Origin of the sequence: Paenibacillus sp. 1A_MP2 (assembly GCF_052244825.1) — a bacterium.
In the GTDB taxonomy this organism is placed as follows: Bacteria; Bacillota; Bacilli; order Paenibacillales; family Paenibacillaceae; genus Paenibacillus; species Paenibacillus vandeheii.
Map to the genome: position 1 here is coordinate 3,774,454 of NZ_JBQQCS010000001.1, position 16,378 is coordinate 3,790,831.

The 16,378-nt window shown below is 43.4% G+C and carries 14 protein-coding genes and 3 pseudogenes; 13 read left to right on the forward strand and 4 right to left on the reverse strand.

What is annotated here, in order from left to right; all coding sequences use genetic code 11:
* The first annotated feature begins 95 nt into the window (after positions 1-95).
* The 3 genes and pseudogenes from ACTWJ7_RS18555 to ACTWJ7_RS18565 all read left to right on the forward strand — a co-directional run bounded on the left by ACTWJ7_RS18555 (position 96) and on the right by ACTWJ7_RS18565 (position 5,451).
* A complete protein-coding gene (locus tag ACTWJ7_RS18555; RefSeq protein ID WP_301878466.1) occupies positions 96-662 on the forward strand; it encodes a TetR/AcrR family transcriptional regulator in 567 nt (188 codons plus the stop codon).
* An 859-nt stretch (positions 663-1,521) separates the two neighbouring features.
* A complete protein-coding gene (locus tag ACTWJ7_RS18560) occupies positions 1,522-2,751 on the forward strand; it encodes an MFS transporter (protein WP_079345430.1) in 1,230 nt (409 codons plus the stop codon).
* Between the two features lie 769 nt (positions 2,752-3,520).
* Positions 3,521-5,451 (forward strand): annotated as a pseudogene (locus tag ACTWJ7_RS18565) (fructose-1,6-bisphosphatase).
* Between the two features lie 159 nt (positions 5,452-5,610).
* Here ACTWJ7_RS18565 and ahlS read toward each other — a convergent pair.
* Positions 5,611-6,458: pseudogene (gene ahlS / locus ACTWJ7_RS18570) on the reverse strand (AhlS family quorum-quenching N-acyl homoserine lactonase).
* 223 nt (positions 6,459-6,681) lie between these two features.
* On the opposite strand from ahlS, the gene ACTWJ7_RS18575 reads away from it, so the two are divergent.
* From ACTWJ7_RS18575 to ACTWJ7_RS18595, 5 genes and pseudogenes are all read left to right on the forward strand, one after another.
* Positions 6,682-7,098, forward strand: coding sequence for a winged helix-turn-helix transcriptional regulator (locus ACTWJ7_RS18575; RefSeq protein WP_301878469.1), 417 nt, complete (start codon positions 6,682-6,684; stop codon positions 7,096-7,098).
* Between the two features lie 238 nt (positions 7,099-7,336).
* Positions 7,337-7,483, forward strand: a complete 147-nt coding sequence (locus ACTWJ7_RS18580) for a hypothetical protein (protein WP_179132638.1) — start codon at positions 7,337-7,339, stop codon at positions 7,481-7,483.
* A 404-nt stretch (positions 7,484-7,887) separates the two neighbouring features.
* Positions 7,888-8,367 (forward strand): hypothetical protein, encoded by a 480-nt coding sequence (locus ACTWJ7_RS18585; protein WP_443145749.1) that lies wholly within the window; start codon positions 7,888-7,890, stop codon positions 8,365-8,367.
* A complete protein-coding gene (locus ACTWJ7_RS18590) occupies positions 8,268-8,903 on the forward strand; it encodes a phosphotransferase enzyme family protein (protein WP_443145750.1) in 636 nt (211 codons plus the stop codon). Before ACTWJ7_RS18585 ends, ACTWJ7_RS18590 begins: the two co-directional genes overlap by 100 nt.
* A gap of 131 nt (positions 8,904-9,034) precedes the next feature.
* A pseudogene (locus ACTWJ7_RS18595) lies at positions 9,035-9,211 on the forward strand (hypothetical protein); the annotation flags it as partial.
* Positions 9,212-9,423: 212 nt separating this feature from the next.
* Here the strand turns inward: ACTWJ7_RS18595 and ACTWJ7_RS18600 are convergent.
* The 3 genes from ACTWJ7_RS18600 to gap all read right to left on the reverse strand — a co-directional run bounded on the left by ACTWJ7_RS18600 (position 9,424) and on the right by gap (position 11,971).
* Positions 9,424-10,404: an NAD-dependent epimerase/dehydratase family protein gene (locus tag ACTWJ7_RS18600; protein ID WP_301878471.1), complete on the reverse strand. Its 981-nt coding sequence runs from the start codon at positions 10,402-10,404 to the stop codon at positions 9,424-9,426.
* 142 nt (positions 10,405-10,546) lie between these two features.
* Positions 10,547-10,858, reverse strand: coding sequence for a TetR/AcrR family transcriptional regulator (locus tag ACTWJ7_RS18605; protein ID WP_301878473.1), 312 nt, complete (start codon positions 10,856-10,858; stop codon positions 10,547-10,549).
* 102 nt (positions 10,859-10,960) lie between these two features.
* Positions 10,961-11,971, reverse strand: coding sequence for a type I glyceraldehyde-3-phosphate dehydrogenase (gene gap, locus ACTWJ7_RS18610; protein ID WP_301246894.1), 1,011 nt, complete (start codon positions 11,969-11,971; stop codon positions 10,961-10,963).
* Positions 11,972-12,193: 222 nt separating this feature from the next.
* Here gap and ACTWJ7_RS18615 point away from each other — a divergent pair, with 222 nt between their 5' ends.
* The 5 genes from ACTWJ7_RS18615 to ACTWJ7_RS18635 all read left to right on the forward strand — a co-directional run bounded on the left by ACTWJ7_RS18615 (position 12,194) and on the right by ACTWJ7_RS18635 (position 16,327).
* On the forward strand, positions 12,194-12,352 hold the full coding sequence (locus ACTWJ7_RS18615; protein ID WP_443145751.1) for a TetR family transcriptional regulator: 159 nt from the start codon (positions 12,194-12,196) through the stop codon (positions 12,350-12,352).
* Between the two features lie 56 nt (positions 12,353-12,408).
* Positions 12,409-12,792, forward strand: coding sequence for a TetR family transcriptional regulator C-terminal domain-containing protein (locus ACTWJ7_RS18620; RefSeq protein ID WP_443145752.1), 384 nt, complete (start codon positions 12,409-12,411; stop codon positions 12,790-12,792).
* A gap of 801 nt (positions 12,793-13,593) precedes the next feature.
* Entirely contained in the window at positions 13,594-14,169 is a 576-nt protein-coding gene (locus ACTWJ7_RS18625) for a TetR/AcrR family transcriptional regulator (protein WP_079345356.1), read from the forward strand.
* Positions 14,170-14,372: 203 nt separating this feature from the next.
* Positions 14,373-15,413 carry an NADH:flavin oxidoreductase gene (locus tag ACTWJ7_RS18630; protein WP_179132639.1) on the forward strand — a complete coding sequence of 347 codons (1,041 nt, stop codon included), beginning with the start codon at positions 14,373-14,375 and terminating at the stop codon, positions 15,411-15,413.
* Between the two features lie 647 nt (positions 15,414-16,060).
* Positions 16,061-16,327: a CD3324 family protein gene (locus tag ACTWJ7_RS18635; protein ID WP_079345358.1), complete on the forward strand. Its 267-nt coding sequence runs from the start codon at positions 16,061-16,063 to the stop codon at positions 16,325-16,327.
* The last annotated feature ends 51 nt before the right edge of the window (positions 16,328-16,378 follow it).

The following is a 16,378-nucleotide window of genomic DNA, read 5'->3' on the forward strand; positions in this document are numbered from 1 at the left end:
TAATTGATGTTTAATGAGGAGATATAGAAATGGTAAATCAGGAAGATCCGAGGGTGCTGCGTACACGATAGTTAATTAGAACGGCGTTCAGAGATTTGTTGCGGAGAAGGGGATTTGATGCAATCACCATCAAAGATATCGCACAGGAAGCAACCATTAACCGCGCCACCTTTTATGCCCACTTTGAAGATAAATATGCTTTGCTTGATGAAGTCACAGAACAGGCTTTTCATGAGATGATTCCTGAGCATGTGGCGAATGCACAGGAGTTTACGGATGAAATATGTGACCAGTTGATCTTGCTGACGTACCAATACATCGTAGATTTTTATCGGATTTGCAGAATAGATTCCAATTCGATGGCTAAGCTTGTCGATGAAAAAATAAAGAATATGCTGCAGCAAACCATAGAAAGCATTTTTCTGAAAGGGGATACCCACCATGGAGCGGACAGGCATCATATAAAAATCGCGGCGGCCATGACAGGTTCAGCGATCTATGGTGCTGCGCATTATTGGTTAAATGTCGAGGAAAAGGATCGAACCGATGTGCTTGTAGACATTGTTCGTCCCTATGTAATGAATGGTCTGGACTGTATCGCAATGGCGATGACTACAGATGAAAAACGAGACTGTTCAGATAGGAACGATGGAGTATCATAAGTTACACACTTCGTTGCTGCGAAAGTTGAGTTACAAGAACCAAACGAGATAAGATTACGAATGAAAACAGAGAGCGAGTATAGACCCCTTACTGATTCGATGGTTTTCTCGTTCTTCTTCAGGCTTGTACAAATTATGTACGCATATGGTTGTAATGGGCGCGCTGATCCTATGACTATGATTTGAATGAATTAAGGAGGTAGCTTGTGATAATAAATAAACATTGGGGAAAGTATTTAATTCTACTTGCTGTTATATTGCCAATCTCAATCGTTGTTATTTTTACGCTCCCGTATGATAAACGCTATATTTCAGTAGCTATATTTCCATTACTATTCTGGATAATTTACTATTTATGGATAGCAATAGAGAGAAGAAAAGATAGATAGAACAACTATCTTAGATAGCGAGGAGAACCAGTTTAAATATTGGGAGGTGTCGAGGGACAAGAACTTGTACCGATTCCCGGAATGGACAAGAACATAGTCCGAATGCCGACTTAGATAACCAAGGAATTCTAATGTTTAGAGGGATACCCGGTGCTTTACATCAGTTTTCTGTTAACTTAGCAGTATAGATAAGGCTAACGGGATAAGATAGATAAATAAAATCAAGAAGGCAGCTGACGAACGGAATCGGCTGCTTTTATTCAACTTACGGGCGGGCAGTTTAGCGCGTTCCTATAGAAATTAAATCAAGAACAATGGACATGCACTCTGAAAATTCAGTCTTTAGTATGAGGTGAACGATGAGGAAGTCCGTATAATTAGGAATTGAAAGGAGAGTCATATCTTACTCGAAATGGGAATATTTTCGGACAAATTGGAGGTTGAAAAGATTGGAGAGGCACGAAAAAAACATGAATGTACCAAGCATGTTTCGCAATCGGTTCCTGCAGACGATTTTATTATCAAGCGTGCTCCTGCAGGTTGGCATTTGGGTACGTAATTTCGCTATTCTCCTGTACGTTGCGGATAGAACAAACAATGATCCATACGCCATTTCGCTAATCAGCGTAGCCGAATTCGCACCAATTTTTGTTTTTTCGTTCATCGGAGGTACATTTGCCGACCGCTGGCGGCCGAAGCGAACGATGATCTGGTGCGATTTATTATCTGCAGTATCGGTATTTGTAGTACTTCTGACCATACATTACGGTTCTTGGCACTCCGTTTACCTTGTCGCATTCATCTCGGCTATTCTTTCGCAGTTCTCTCAACCTTCAAGTATGCGTTTGTTTAAATATCATGTGCCCGAAGAACAGCTTCAGCAAGGGATGGCTCTATTCCAATCGCTGATGGCCATCTTCATGGTGCTTGGTCCGATGCTCGGAACCTTCGTTTACAGCACGTTTGGGCTTGAAATATCGATCGCTGTCATGGGCTTGGTTTTTCTGCTCTCTGCACTCGTTCTTATTCGTCTGCCAGAAGATCATATGCAAGCTCAAACCGTTGCTGTAAAAGGGCAGTTTCGTAAAGAATTCATTGAAGGCTTCCGCTATGTTTGGCAAAGCCTAGTACTGCGGATGCTCGGACTGGCGTTTATTCTCGCGGGACTGGCTGTTGGCGTAGCCCAAGCGCTCAACCTGTTTATCGTAACGGAACGGCTGGGCAGAAGCGAGGAGTTCTTGCAATATCTGCTAATGGTGAATGGTGCAGCTATGCTGATTGGTGGCGGAATCGTAGCCGTCTTCGCCAAGCGGGTTCCGCCGCAGGTTCTTCTTGCGATAGGTATGATCGCAGGCGGAGTCTGCACAGCCATTGTAGGGTATTCGACAAGCGTTCCGCTCACCCTGACCGTTCAATTTCTGAATGGACTTGTTTTCCCTTGCATTCATATTGGGATCAGCACAATGATTCTGAAATGGTCAGAGGCTTCGATTGTCGGCCGGGTGAATGGGGTTCTGAATCCGATGTTCGTTGGCATGATGGTCGTTTCCATGTCTTTCGCTGGCGCGTTAAAGGGCGCCTTTTCGCTCAGTACGATCTATGGTGGCGCAGGATTATTATTTCTTCTTGGCGCACTGGTCATGGTTCCGATCATGAACCAAAAAGCGCCGAATAACTCACATATTGCACAAGAGACATAAGTTGGCGATATCTATAAGGTTTTAACGAAGAAGAATCGGCCATGAAAAAGTGGTCGGTTTTTCCTCAATGTATACCAGATCGGATACTTCAACAGCAGTCCAGGTACCGAATACCATGAAGACGAGGCATACCTGCCGTTTGCCAAAACGCCGACCGCCATTACGATTAAACCATATACAATGACAGTGAATAAGGATTGGACCGTGATTTTAGACAGCAAGGGCCAACCAGTCAAAAACTATCATAAAGATCTTGAAATAACGATCCCGGTCGTTCAATAACAAGCTGTGCCCGTTAACGCAATGGGGTTGAATAGAAAAGAAGCGATTCTCCCCAAGTAAACGGTACCCTATAGAGTAGACATATGCAAAATGTCTCTCTATGGGGTATTTTTATATATACTGTGAAAGAGACAGGGATGTGGAGACAAATTATAACCAAGAACAAGGTTGATACTGGATCTATGATGTTACATTTGCCAAAGATATTGTAGAATTAGGTGCAGCTTTACGTGATAAGAGGTTGGAAGAACCCTATTACCCCGAAAATAATTTTTCACCAAGTGATGCGTCTGTAAGCCTGAACAGATTGTGGTCAGGCTAGCGTCTTTAGGCGGAATTTGGCAACAGGGGGTTATACCATGATGGGGGAAGGCGATGCTGATATCACCACATAAATAATTTCACTTTTATTGTTAACCATACAGGTGAAGAGGATCGCATGCCGAAAGACCAATTTTCCATACTTTCTTGAAGGGGGATATCTGTTTTGGATGAGCAGTTTCTTGATTTATTGGCCGAGAAATATGATACGGAAGAAAAAGTCATAACAGAGATCATCAACCTTGAAGCGATCTCCAATCTTCCCAAGGGAACTGAGCATTATGTCAGCGATTTGCATGGGGAGTTTCATGCTTTTCAGCATGTACTCAGAAACGGTTCGGGTAATGTAAAGGAGAAAATCAAGGATTTATTCCGTGAGGTTTGGACAGATGATGAAATCAATGATTTTGCGGCTTTAGTTTATTATCCGGAAGAAAAAATACAGTTGGTTAAAGCAGACCTGTGTAATAAACAAGCCTTGAACCAGTGGCATAGACAAACGATTGAACAAATGCTTAAGCTCGTTTCTTATGCCTCTTCCAAATATACGCGCTCGAAATTGCGTAAAGCTCTGCCGGAGCAGTTTATCTATGTTGTAGAAGAGCTTCTATACAAAACGGATTTGACCAACAATAAGGATCCTTATTATGAGGAAATATACCGGCAAATTATCTCCTTGGGCCAGGCGGACAAGCTCATTATCGGTCTAGCTTATACGACCCAGCGCCTAGTGGTTGACCATCTTCATGTGGTTGGAGATATCTATGACCGGGGGCCGGACCCGATAAAATTATGGACACGCTAATCAACTATCATTCTGTAGACATTCAGTGGGGGAACCATGATGTCCTGTGGATCGGCGCCTATGCGGGTTCCCTGGTCTGCCTTGCGAATATTATCCGGATCGGCGCCAGATATGACAATCTGGACATCATCGAAGACGTATACGGAATCAATCTTCGCCCACTGCTAAACTTGGCGGAGAAATACTATGATGACAATCCGGCCTTCAGACCCAAGCTGCAGTCAGACCATAACGGTTCGGAGCAGGAAATCCTGCAGATTACTAAAATTCATCAAGCTATTGCCATGATCCAGTTTAAGCTTGAAATCCCGATTATCAAGAGACGCCCATACTTTAATATGTCTGAAAGACTTCTGCTGGAGCAGATTGATTACGACAAAAATGAAATCAAAATCGGCGGAAAAACGTACCCGCTGGAAAACACCTGTTTCAGAGCCGTGAATCCGCAGCAGCCTGAACAATTGCTGGAGGAAGAACAGGAGGTGATGGAAAAGCTGCTGTTTTCCGTGCAGCATTCCGAAAAGCTGGCCAAACATATGAATTTTCTTATGAAAAAGGGCAGCCTTTATTTAAAATACAACGGGAATTTGTTAATCCACGGCTGTATTCCTTTGGATGAAGAAGGAAACATGGAAGAAATGCAGATTGAAGACAAGACGTATTCGGGCCGTCAGCTGCTCGATGTTTTTGAATATTACTTACGTTACTCCTTTGCGCATCCGGAAGAGACAGATGATCTAGCGACGGATATGGTATGGTATATCTGGACAGGGGAATGTTCCTCGCTCTTTGGAAAGAGAGAAATGACCACTTTTGAACGGTACTTTATCCAGGATAAAGAAACCCATAAGGAGAGAAAGAACCCTTACTACTATTTACGTGAAAATGAGGAGATCTGCCGGAAAATCCTGCAAGAGTTTGATTTGAATCCGGATCATGGACATGTCATTAACGGTCACACGCCAGTTAAAGAAACTCGTGGAGAGAACCCCATTAAAGCCAACGGGAAAATGATTGTCATTGACGGCGGTTTTTCCAAGGCCTATCAATCTACAACGGGTATCGCCGGATATACTTTGTTGTTTAATTCCTTTGGCATGCAGCTCGTCGCCCATCAGAAATTTAATTCAAAAGAAGATGTGTTATGCAACGGAACGGACGTAATGTCTGTAAAAAGACTGGTGGATAAAGAACTGGAACGGAAGCTGGTGAGGGAAACCAATGTAGGGGAGAAGCTGCTGCAGAAAATTTCAAATTTGAAGGACCTCCTGGAATATCGCTACATGAAATAAAAAAATACTGAAAGTACTAAAAGCCCCCACCCCAGGGAGGCTTTTAAGTTCTACTTAAAAAAATGTCTGCAAATACGATTATTGTTCTGGAAGGCCTCTTCCATTTCGGTCGAGAACCGGCAGCCTTCAGATCAATTTTTCCGCTATGGGAAGGTTGAGTTATTCATAATATCCTTCAGTAGATTTTCTCAGGCTTCCAAATTGATCCGCATCATGCCCGAACCACACTTGGGAATTCGTTCGGGCAGCCAAAGTGCGAATTCTCTCCACTGTGTTTCGGTACCCGATCAAATCATAGATTATACCAGGTGGCTTGACCGGAGGACCAAAACTTTCCGCAGTATAGATGGCATCGGAAGCTAGAATGATTCCGCCGGTTTCTGGCATTTCGATCTGGAGACCTAACATTCCCCAGGCATGACCGCTTCCGAAATTTAAGATTTTGATACCATCCACCAGATCCAGATTGTCTTCTCCCGGTTTGATCGTTTTCCACTGCAGCTGGTTTTTGATCCATGCATCAATATCAGCCCACACATAGGCTCCTTCTTTTCATTGCAGGCGTAGGTCTGCAGTGCTCCGTTAAATTCATCTTCATGAACGATAATCGTCGCATTCGTGAACAATTCGAGGCATCCTGCATGGTCCAGATGCAAGTGGGAGGCAACGACATACTTGATTTCCTCGGGTCTAACCTTAAGCTGCTCCAGCCGGTTATGCAGGTAACATTCCTCACTTGCTACCCATGGAGACGACAGTTGGGTCGACTGTGCCCAGCGCCCTTGAGCGCCCATCGAGTTTGGGTTGCACGCGGTATCAAACAAAATTTTCCCCTCAGGATGATCAATCAATACCGTATAAATTGGAAATTCAACAAATTGTGTCTGGGCATTCGGATTATTAATGGTTGCTGGATTATGCATGGAGATGATCCAATTTTTATCCATGCTCATTCGACCGTTATCCAATACATATAGCTTGGGACGCGTTTTAATAATATTTGTCATGTTATTTACCTACCTTCGAAGTAATCCAGTACAAGGCAACCCCTTCCAAGAGCAAAACTTCTTAGACACCCGAGTTCACCCTTAAGGACTGTGTTTGCTATAGCAAATCTAGCTCAAGCTGCTCCGTGCTGGTATAGACATACAGTAATGCAAAAAATAAAATGATATAAGTAGGCACTTTAAAGTGTCCTGGGAACTTCATAGTGCATAGGAGGGGAACATTTTGGCACATTCATCAAAAACAACTAAACAATCTGATATTTCGTTATCCAATTGCGGCTATAGCAAAGTTCTTGACATTATCTCTGACAAGTGGACTGCACTTGTTATGTATGCCATGGAGAACGGTAAAATCAGATATGGAGAAATGCTGCGGAGGGTTGAGGGAATATCTAAAAAAATGCTTACCCAAACGGTGCGCAAGCTGGAGCGTGATGGTTTGGTTCAACGACATATTACTCCTACAGTACCTTTAATTGTCGAGTATTCACTAACCATATTAGGGGAAACCTTGCTTCAGCCGATGAAAGAGCTAAGGCAGTGGGGAAGAGAACATTACACTCAAGTTGTAGAGGCGCGAGTTCAGTATGACTCTGCTAATACTAAGGGTTCACATGAAGCCGACAGCATAAATGGATGAACTAATACTTTATTTTATTTGAACACAAGGAAAAAATCCTTTTACAATCATTGTCAGTACGTTATAATACAATCACCAGATGGATTACCCGACAAAAGAAGTTAAATATTGTAATTAATTAGTGATGTCCACCATGTAAATTTAGGTTGGATTATCTCCTTTTCACAGTCATGTAGTCACCCTCGGCTCGTCATAGTCTTGAGCCGCTTATTACATAATTGATATCGGAGGTATGGTTATGGTCAAGAAGAAAATTTCCACAGCCCTCAGCGCAGCTTTAATCGTTTCTATGCTGGCTACTGGCGTGATAGTCGCTATCCAAGGTAAAACAACGTTAGAGGTAGCGAAGACAGCAGGGGATAAAAAGGTTGAAGTTATTAAATGAAGAAGCTAGGTGCGACTCTAGTAGTCCCAATTAGGGGGATTCGAAGCACCTGATGCGAAAGGCACAGAAGATGATAAAGGCAACTGTCACGGGACAAGAGCATATTCCAATTGAAGTCGCTAATTTAGCGGCTTTTTTTTGTTTTATCGGTACAAGTTCGTGTTTCAAGCCAAGGACAAGAACAAGAACAAGAACATATTCCCATTACCGATTAGGCGTATATCTAATCGGTATTTTGTCGTATTTTCATTATGCTAACGGGTAGGATAATTCCAATTGTGGTGCTATAATTTCATTCAGTTAACGGCGATTTTGTAGGGGAACAGAAATGTTTGCGGTAGTCGCGCACTTTGATCAGAAAACTACACAACTACTTAAATTATGAATGAAAGAAGGTATAGAAGATGCTACGAGAAATTAAAGAGCAATTCACTGAAGAGATTCTTACTGAAGCAATAAAGCGATATGACATTAATAATGACACCGTTCGTTTATTGGGCGGTTATGAAAGCTTTGTTTATGAATACCAGAAAAACAATGCGTTTTTCATATTAAAAATCTCACATACAATTAGAAGATCAAGAAATAATATACGGGGTGAAATTGAATTTTTAAATTTTTTGTCGAATAAGGGACTGGCAGTTTCAAATGCTGTTCCATCGACCAGGGGTAATATGGTTGAAGAAATTGCTGCAGAAAATGGGTCGTTCCTAGCCATTTCATACGAAATGTCTCTTGGAAAAGAAGTGTCAGATGCAGATTGGAATGAATCGCTTTACGAAAAATGGGGCGAATTTCTGGGAAAATCCATCATGCGACTAAAGGTTATGAATGGAGTAATCCGGCGTTTAAACGACAAGCCTGGGACCAGGAAGTTCAATTAAAGGCGGAGAAATACCTGCAACCTGATGATGTAATGATTTCAATTCTAAAAGAAAGATTAACAAAACTTACTTCTCTGCCCAAGTCCAAAGATACATACGGTTTGACTCATACTGATTTTCATCAAAGTAATTTTTATCTGCATAACGGAGACATTTATTTGTTCGATTTTGATGATTGCGGTTATACGTATTTCGTAAACGATATTGGGATTACATTGTATTATGCACTTTCTTATCCGTTTAAGGAATTTGAAAATAAAACGGAATATTATAAATTGTTTTTCCGCCATTTTATGAAAGGATATCTGAAGGGAAATACAATCCAAGAAGAAGAAATAGTATATTTACAAGATTCTATTAAACTTCGTCATGCATTGCTGTATGTTTATTTTCATCAAGTAAACGATGTGTCAAATTTGAATGAAGAATCAATGAACTGGTTAAAAGAGCTTCAACGAGTAGCCGCTTCTGATGAACCTATGCTGCCGATTGATTTTGTTCAAGAATTTAAAAGCATTTATAATAGTATTCATTAACCTGGGAGCATCGCATTTTACAAACGTGCTCCCGGCTGTAATACTGGAAAAGGGTACAGTTGGGCTTAACTCTGCAGAAATAAATGAAGGATTTCTTCATTTAAAATTGCCTGATATGAGATTCGGTAAATGCAGCAATTAAGACTTTTCAAGAACTGACGGGTTATAATGATAAGCATTTAGTCATTGGTGATATGCTTGAACTTGGTGATCATAAAGAAGAGTTCCACAGAGTAATTGGTAAAAACCTTGACCCGGATAAAATAAACTTTATTTATACATTGATTGATTCAATATCCGATACTTAATGAAGTGATCACTAAACTTACGGAACAATTTAGTTCAACAAATAAAGGAAGGAGCAGCTCGCCGGCGGCGACTGCTCCGTTTTTTATTACGCTAATAAGCTTTTGCTGATCTGTAGTGCTCTTCTTCGTCGAACGCTGCCTACCACATTGGCCTAAAGAGCCATTCCAGAGAACAACTTACCATCGATTGTCGTGGTTTGCCCTCCAAAGCCCTATCGTTGAGCAGATGGTTCCTCGTAGCTTTGCAAGCCAGCGTCACGCAAAGTTCTTCCGACATAGCCCAACTCTCGACGTGCAGCGGCATCGTTGACGGTGAACTCACGCCCAATCATGCGTATCATCGAACGTGAGATCGGCGGATCGCCGTTTTTCCGCGTTACGGCCCAGGTAGTGTCGAACAGACGGCCAATGGCAGAGGCGAGCCAGTAGGGCATCGAACGCAGCTTATCGATGGACAGGCCCTGCAAGTTCGCAAGCGAGACGACGAACTCACGGAAAGTCTGCCCTTCCTGGTCTTTGATGAAGAAGGCATGGCCGCCTTCTCCGCGTTCAAGAGCGCATTGTATGGCTTCAACAACATTGTCCACATGGCAAGTTGAAAAAGCGTAATCACCGCGGTCGATGAACGCGAACTGTCCAGATCTGACTGCTTCGGGAAGCGCTCGGCTAAACGGATCACCAGGCCCCCAGATTGCGGGTGGGCGAAGCGCGATCGTGCGAAAGCCGGGTTTGTTGGCTGTCAGAACCAATGAATCGGCCTGTGCCTTGCTCGCCAGGTAGGAGGAGAAGTGGTTCCGGAAAGTCGGCGCGCTTTCATCAGCGTCGTGGATGAGCGTTCCGCCGTTATCCATGTGGATCCCCGCCGCACTGATGTAGATGAATGTCTTCGCACAGGCGGACTCGGATGCCTTCAGCAAGGCTGCAGTGCCATCGACGTTGGTACGGAAGAAGGGTTCGCGAGGCCCTGAAAAGCGGAAAAGGGCGGCCGCATGCACAACCGCATCGATCATCGGTAACACGATTGGCGTGCTGCTTTCGAGATCGGCATCGACCGGTATCGCACCCATGGCCTTGAGTTTGGCGTGAGACGATATAGAGCGTGTGAGGGCGAAAATCTGGTGACCATCCTCCACGAGCTTCGGGATCAGGCGGCCGCCGAGCAGGCCGGTGCCTCCCGTCACGAGAATTTTCATTGTGATCATCCTTTCGGTTCGGAATTCAGGATAGACCGCATGGCGCAACCGCGGATTTGCTCAAGAACCGCAGAAGTGGGTGGCTCTCCACCTTGCGTAGCCGAGCTGTGACGTGAAGCAGGGATGCAGCATTCGCAGACGCCTACATGAGCACAACCACCTCGACCGTAGGTGCGAGCCATCCCTCGGCTGCGATGCGTTGTATCAGGAGCGTAAAGGCCAGCTCGGCAGCGGGAAATTCAGCGCCGTAGAGAACGCGGCTCATCATCGCTACGTAGGGCCGTGGACGAGCTGCCGCGAAGCGCACGTAATCGTCCCAGCCTTCGCACAGCGCTATCACCGGATCGGCGCATTGGGCCGCAGTCCTTTTGCTTTCGAGCAACTGCGCGAAGGCTTCCACAATGGCGGCGCTCAGAAGCCCGTTGGCCCTTCCGAAGTGATGGTACACCTTCAACCGACGCGACTCCCGTCAAAACCAGAATAATGCCGAACAATCGATCATCATATTGTGGAGTGCATCCTTCATAGAATTTTCCTTCTATCCATCATTTATTGTTTATCTAGCAATCTTAGCGAAGTGCTCCAGAGTTCGAACCAATTGGGCTGTATAAGACATTTCGTTATCGTACCAAGCTGCGGTTTTCACCAATTGCTGGTCACCGACTGTCAGAACTTTCGTCTGCGTGGCGTCGAAGAGCGAACCGAATGTGATGCCTTTGATATCGGAAGAAACGATTTCGTCTTCCGTGTAGCCGAAAGTTTCTGGATCGGAAGCTTCTTTCATAGCAGCGTTAACTTGTTCAACCGTTACCTTGGTATTCAAAACGGCAACGAGTTCAGTCACGGAACCTGTTGGTACAGGTACACGTTGAGATGCCCCATCCAGTTTGCCCTTAAGTTCCGGAAGAACTAGGCCAATGGCTTTTGCGGCACCGGTGGAGTAGGGAACGATGTTCTCCGCTGAGGCGCGCGCAGCTCGGAAATTGCCTTTTGGATCCGGAGCGTCAAGTGTGTTTTGGTTACCCGTGTAAGCGTGAACGGTCGTCATCAGCCCGGATTGGATACCAAACTTGTCGTGCAGAGCTTTAGCCATAGGGGCCAGGCAGTTGGTTGTGCAGGAAGCACCGGAAATGACAGTTTCCGTACCGTCCAGTGTGTCATGGTTCACGTTGTATACGATCGTTTTCATGTCGCCTGTAGCAGGGGCGGAAATGACAACTTTCCTCGCTCCGCCTTTCAGGTGAAGCTCGGCCTGTTCTTTCGTGGTGAAGAAGCCTGTACATTCGAGAACAATATCAACGCCAAGCTCTCCCCAAGGAAGCTCTTCAGGATTCCGCTTAGCCAAAACCTTAACCTCTTTGCCGTTTACTTTGAAGGTTCCGTCATGGACTTCAATGTCACCGTGAAAAGTGCCTTGGGTCGTATCATATTTGAGCAGATGAGCTAACATTTTAGCGTTCGTAAGGTCGTTAATCGCTACAACCTCGACGCCTTCCACATCTTGAATTCGGCGAAAAGCTAGTCGTCCGATTCGTCCAAAACCGTTTATACCTACTTTTACAGTCATTGAAAAATCCCCCTATAAGTTTTATTTATTCCAACAAGCGAATGCCTGTAATAAAATAAAAATGGCCCAGCGCTATTTCATTCTAGAATGGCTTATTGTATAATCTAAAAAGAGACCGATCGGTTTCTTTTATATTAGCATGATATTAATGAATTACAAGGCCGAATTGAATAATTCGTTTAAAATAAATGAAATGAAAATAAGGTTCATACGGAGGAGCTCATGAAAAAAGGGGACAGAACACGGGAACATATCATTATGAAATCGGCTGAAATTTTTAACCAGAGAGGATATGCCGGTACATCGCTGAACGAAATTATTGCCGACACAGGAATTAAGAAGGGGGCATCTATCGACATTTTGCCAGTAAAGACGAGATAGCGCTTGAAGCCTACAATTATGCTGCCGGTATGGTCATCAGAAAATTTTCTGAGGCGGTGGATCAAGAGCAGTCTGCGTCAGGAAAGTTGGTTGCTTTTTTTCGTGTCTATGAGAATGTCGTTAACGATCCACCATTTATTGGCGGATGTCCCATGCAGAATACAGCTGTAGAAAGTGACGATACTCATTTAGAGCTTTGTGGTCAAGCAAGGCAAGGGATGCATACCTTCTTGGATATGATGAAAAGTATTATTCGCGACGGCATTCAAGCTGAGGAGTTTAGGGAGGATCTGGATGTAGATGCGCTAGCATCATTTGCATTTTCCTTGTTGGAGGGAGGAATTTTACTCAGCAAGTTGGATGGGGATAACAAGCACATGCTAATGAATATAAAAATCTTCTCGTCCTATTTGCAGCAATGCTGCTTAAAGACCAGTTAATCTGGTGTACTGGCACATCGGAATGGAGCTGTGCATCATCGATGACAACTACATCCTTAATCATAAATTGAATGAGCTGATTGAATGTTGGAAGGAAGGGCGGTACAGATAGCCAGTTGTGCATCCGGAAACAAAAAGAGAACTTGAGCTTCTAACAAATCCTAAGGGAGAGAAAAACCATTGAGCTAACGGGAAACGTTAGCTCAATAAAACAGCGGCAGTCTAGGACTTTATTTATCGTCCACGGCTACCGCTGTTTTTATAGTTGTGGCTAGTCTAATACATATCACAATATCTGACGATTTAATAATTCGAAAACCGCCTTATACCAATTCCGAAATGCTGTCTGAAAAAAATTCCTAATATTTACATTAATCACCATTGAAAACCTGAACCGTTACGTTGAGAGCAGAGAACAACTGATGGTCCATCTGGGGATTCGAGCCATAATGATTTATTGGACAGGGGCAAGTAACAGCATATTTTCAAACAAGTTGATAATAATCTGTTACTTATTTTCACGTTTGATCCCTTGAGGAATTTTGTGAAACAATTTAAATGGGGTTGTGGAAATGAATGAGGATAATTTAAATCAAATGATTCAAATCTCTTTTTTGTTTAGTTTAATAGAAGGACCGTTTAAAAACGTACATATGAAGCACCTGTCTTCACACTTTGGGGAGGATCGGTGCTTTGTTCATTTATATAAAAATTTATGTTTATCCATTGTAACCATCCTCTTTCAAATAGGATGTAATATCAGTTATTGACTGCATGGTCAATAACTGATATATTACTCCCATGAGTAGACCAAGAGAATTTGATGTCGATCGTGTATTATACCAGTCTATGGAAGTGTTCTGGAATCAAGGCTTCAAAGCAACTTCTTATGAGGACCTTACGCGTACTACAGGAGTCAAAAAGCAAAGTTTGTACTGTGTTTTTAAAGACAAGCGATCGTTGTTCCTGAAGGCGCTGGCTCTTTACCGTGAACAGGTTATAGCGAAACTGAAGGAGATTGAAGCCCTGGATTCGTCTCCAGTTGATAAACTGGATGCCTTACGATATTCCCTTTTAGACGATGAAACTGGCTGCCAAGGGTGTCTAATTGTGAATGCATCACTCGAATTCGGAACAGATGACGAGCAGGTCACACGCGAAGCTGAGCTCATGGTAGAAGAGGTTCAACTGGTATTAGAGAAGATTATAAGTAGTGGCCAGAAACAACAGTTAATTTCCAACCGATATACGAGTATAGAGCTTGCATCTTATCTAAATAACACCATTCTTGGTGTGAGAGTTATGGAGAAATCAGGTTCATCCCGTGAACAGATCGAGACGGTTCTGCGTACTTCATTTGGCATGATCATGTCTTGATCTTTTTTTTGTGAAATTCTTGACTACGAAGTCAAAAACAATTGAAGGTGGATTAATACACCACGAAACCTTTAAGGAGGTGGGGCTTTTCGATAAAAATCGTGTATTGATTCATTTGGAAGTAACGTCTAGCTGTTAACCAGGCTAGTTGCTGTTTAACATCTTAGGTCAACTTATATAAAACAAAATATGTGGAGGTTATTATGAATTACTCTCAATCCGTAGAAGCATTGTTCCAACCTATAGAGTTAGGTCACTTGAAGTTATCCAATCGGATCGTAATGGCGCCGATGACGCGTCAATTTTCTCCGGACGGTATCCCGGGTTCGAATGTTGCTGGCTATTACCGCCGCAGAGCAGAGAACGCAGTGGGGCTTATTGTGACGGAAGGGACGATAATTAATCACCCGGATGCATCCAATCAAGCCAATGTGCCGCACTTTTATGGGGAAGCTGCAATGAATGGCTGGGCACATGTTGTATCTGAAGTACATGAAGCTGGCGGACGAATTATTCCACAGATCTGGCATATGGGAGCCAAAGGTCATGTTAATGATTATTCAGAAGCTGAGATTGCTACAATCGTTCAGGAATTCGCACAAGCAGCCTCAGAAGCGAAACGCGTTGGGTTCGATGGTGTTGAAATCCATGGAGCACACGGCTATCTGATCGACCAATTCCTGTATGAGAAAACCAACTCTCGTACGGATCGTTACGGTGGAGATATGATGGCTCGCACACGCTTTGCAGTTGAAGTGATTGAGGCTTGCCGTGAAGTAGTGGGACCGGAATTCCCGATTGTACTGCGTTTATCTCAGTGGAAGTCAGATGATTATCAGGCTAAATTGGCTGAAACACCGGAATTACTGGAGCAGCTTCTCGCACCGTTGGTTCAAGCTGGAGTCGATATCTTCCACTGCTCCACACGCCGTTTCTGGGAGCCGGAATTCGAAGGGTCTGATCTGAATTTTGCTGGATGGACCAAAAAACTGACTGGCAAACCGACAATCACCGTTGGATCGATTGGTCTTGATGGTGACTTTACAAGTCTGTTCACAGAAGGTAAAGGCGCAAGTAACGTCGGTATCGATGGATTGGTACAACGACTTCAGAATGATGAGTTTGATCTGGTTGCTGTAGGACGTGCTCTTCTGGTCGACCCTGAATGGGCTAAGAAAATTCAAGAAGGACGTACCAATGATCTGGTTCCATTTACAAGAGAGGCGGTGACCGTACTTACTTAATTGCAGTAATACTCATTAAGAATACTCATCTTATAAAGAAAAGCAGTGACAGACCAACGGAGCGGCTGGACTGACCCCATAACGTGAGACAAATAAAACACCTTCAAGAGAATGAAACCTTGTTGTAAGACAGGGAGTTCATCTTGGAGGTGTTTTTGTAATGGCAACCAGAGTGAGTTATACCGTGGAATTAAAGATGAAAGCCATAGAAATGAGATTGTAATGTCGGGGACAAGAGCATAGTTCGATTACCGATTAGGCATATCTCTAATTATCTCCTAAAAAAGAAAATAATCTCTCCAAAAAGGGGTCGTAGTTCTAGTTCACGAATATAATATATGTCCCAAAGTTCCCCTGAACCGGTTTTGAGCTATCGGGGTATTTGTACGGGCAGGAAATAGTCGAGAACTAGTAATTACGAATATTTGGAAATGCGTTACATTTATAATTTTGGGAGGGAGGGTTTCAACTGATGGGAAAATCCACAATCTGCTCCATGCAAAGTCTGTTCTATAAACAACGGCGGTTGTTTGAATGGAGCAAGAACGAAATATAACCGCTGAATCATCTCTGGCATGATGTTTACTGTTTATAGAATGACTTTGCTCCCTTAAATTTTCAAAAAAATTTTAAGGAGCAGAGCTATCATGAAATATGTAAATGCAGACAGCATCTTTCCGGAAGAGTTGCTAAAAGAAATCCAAAAGTACATTCACGGTCGCATGGTTTATGTCCCGACTCCTGAAAAATTGCACAAAAAATGGGGAGAAAAATCGGGGAGTAGAGAACAACTAAGTCTAAGAAACGAAACGATCCGTCAAACATATTTCAATGGAAAGTCGATCGATGAACTCTCGAATGAATTCGGTCTTTCCTACGAAAGCATTAAGAAAATCATTTACTCTAGAAAATAGATTCACTTGTAAGTCACATCGAGCTTTCTGATGTGGCTTTTCGTGTGTGGA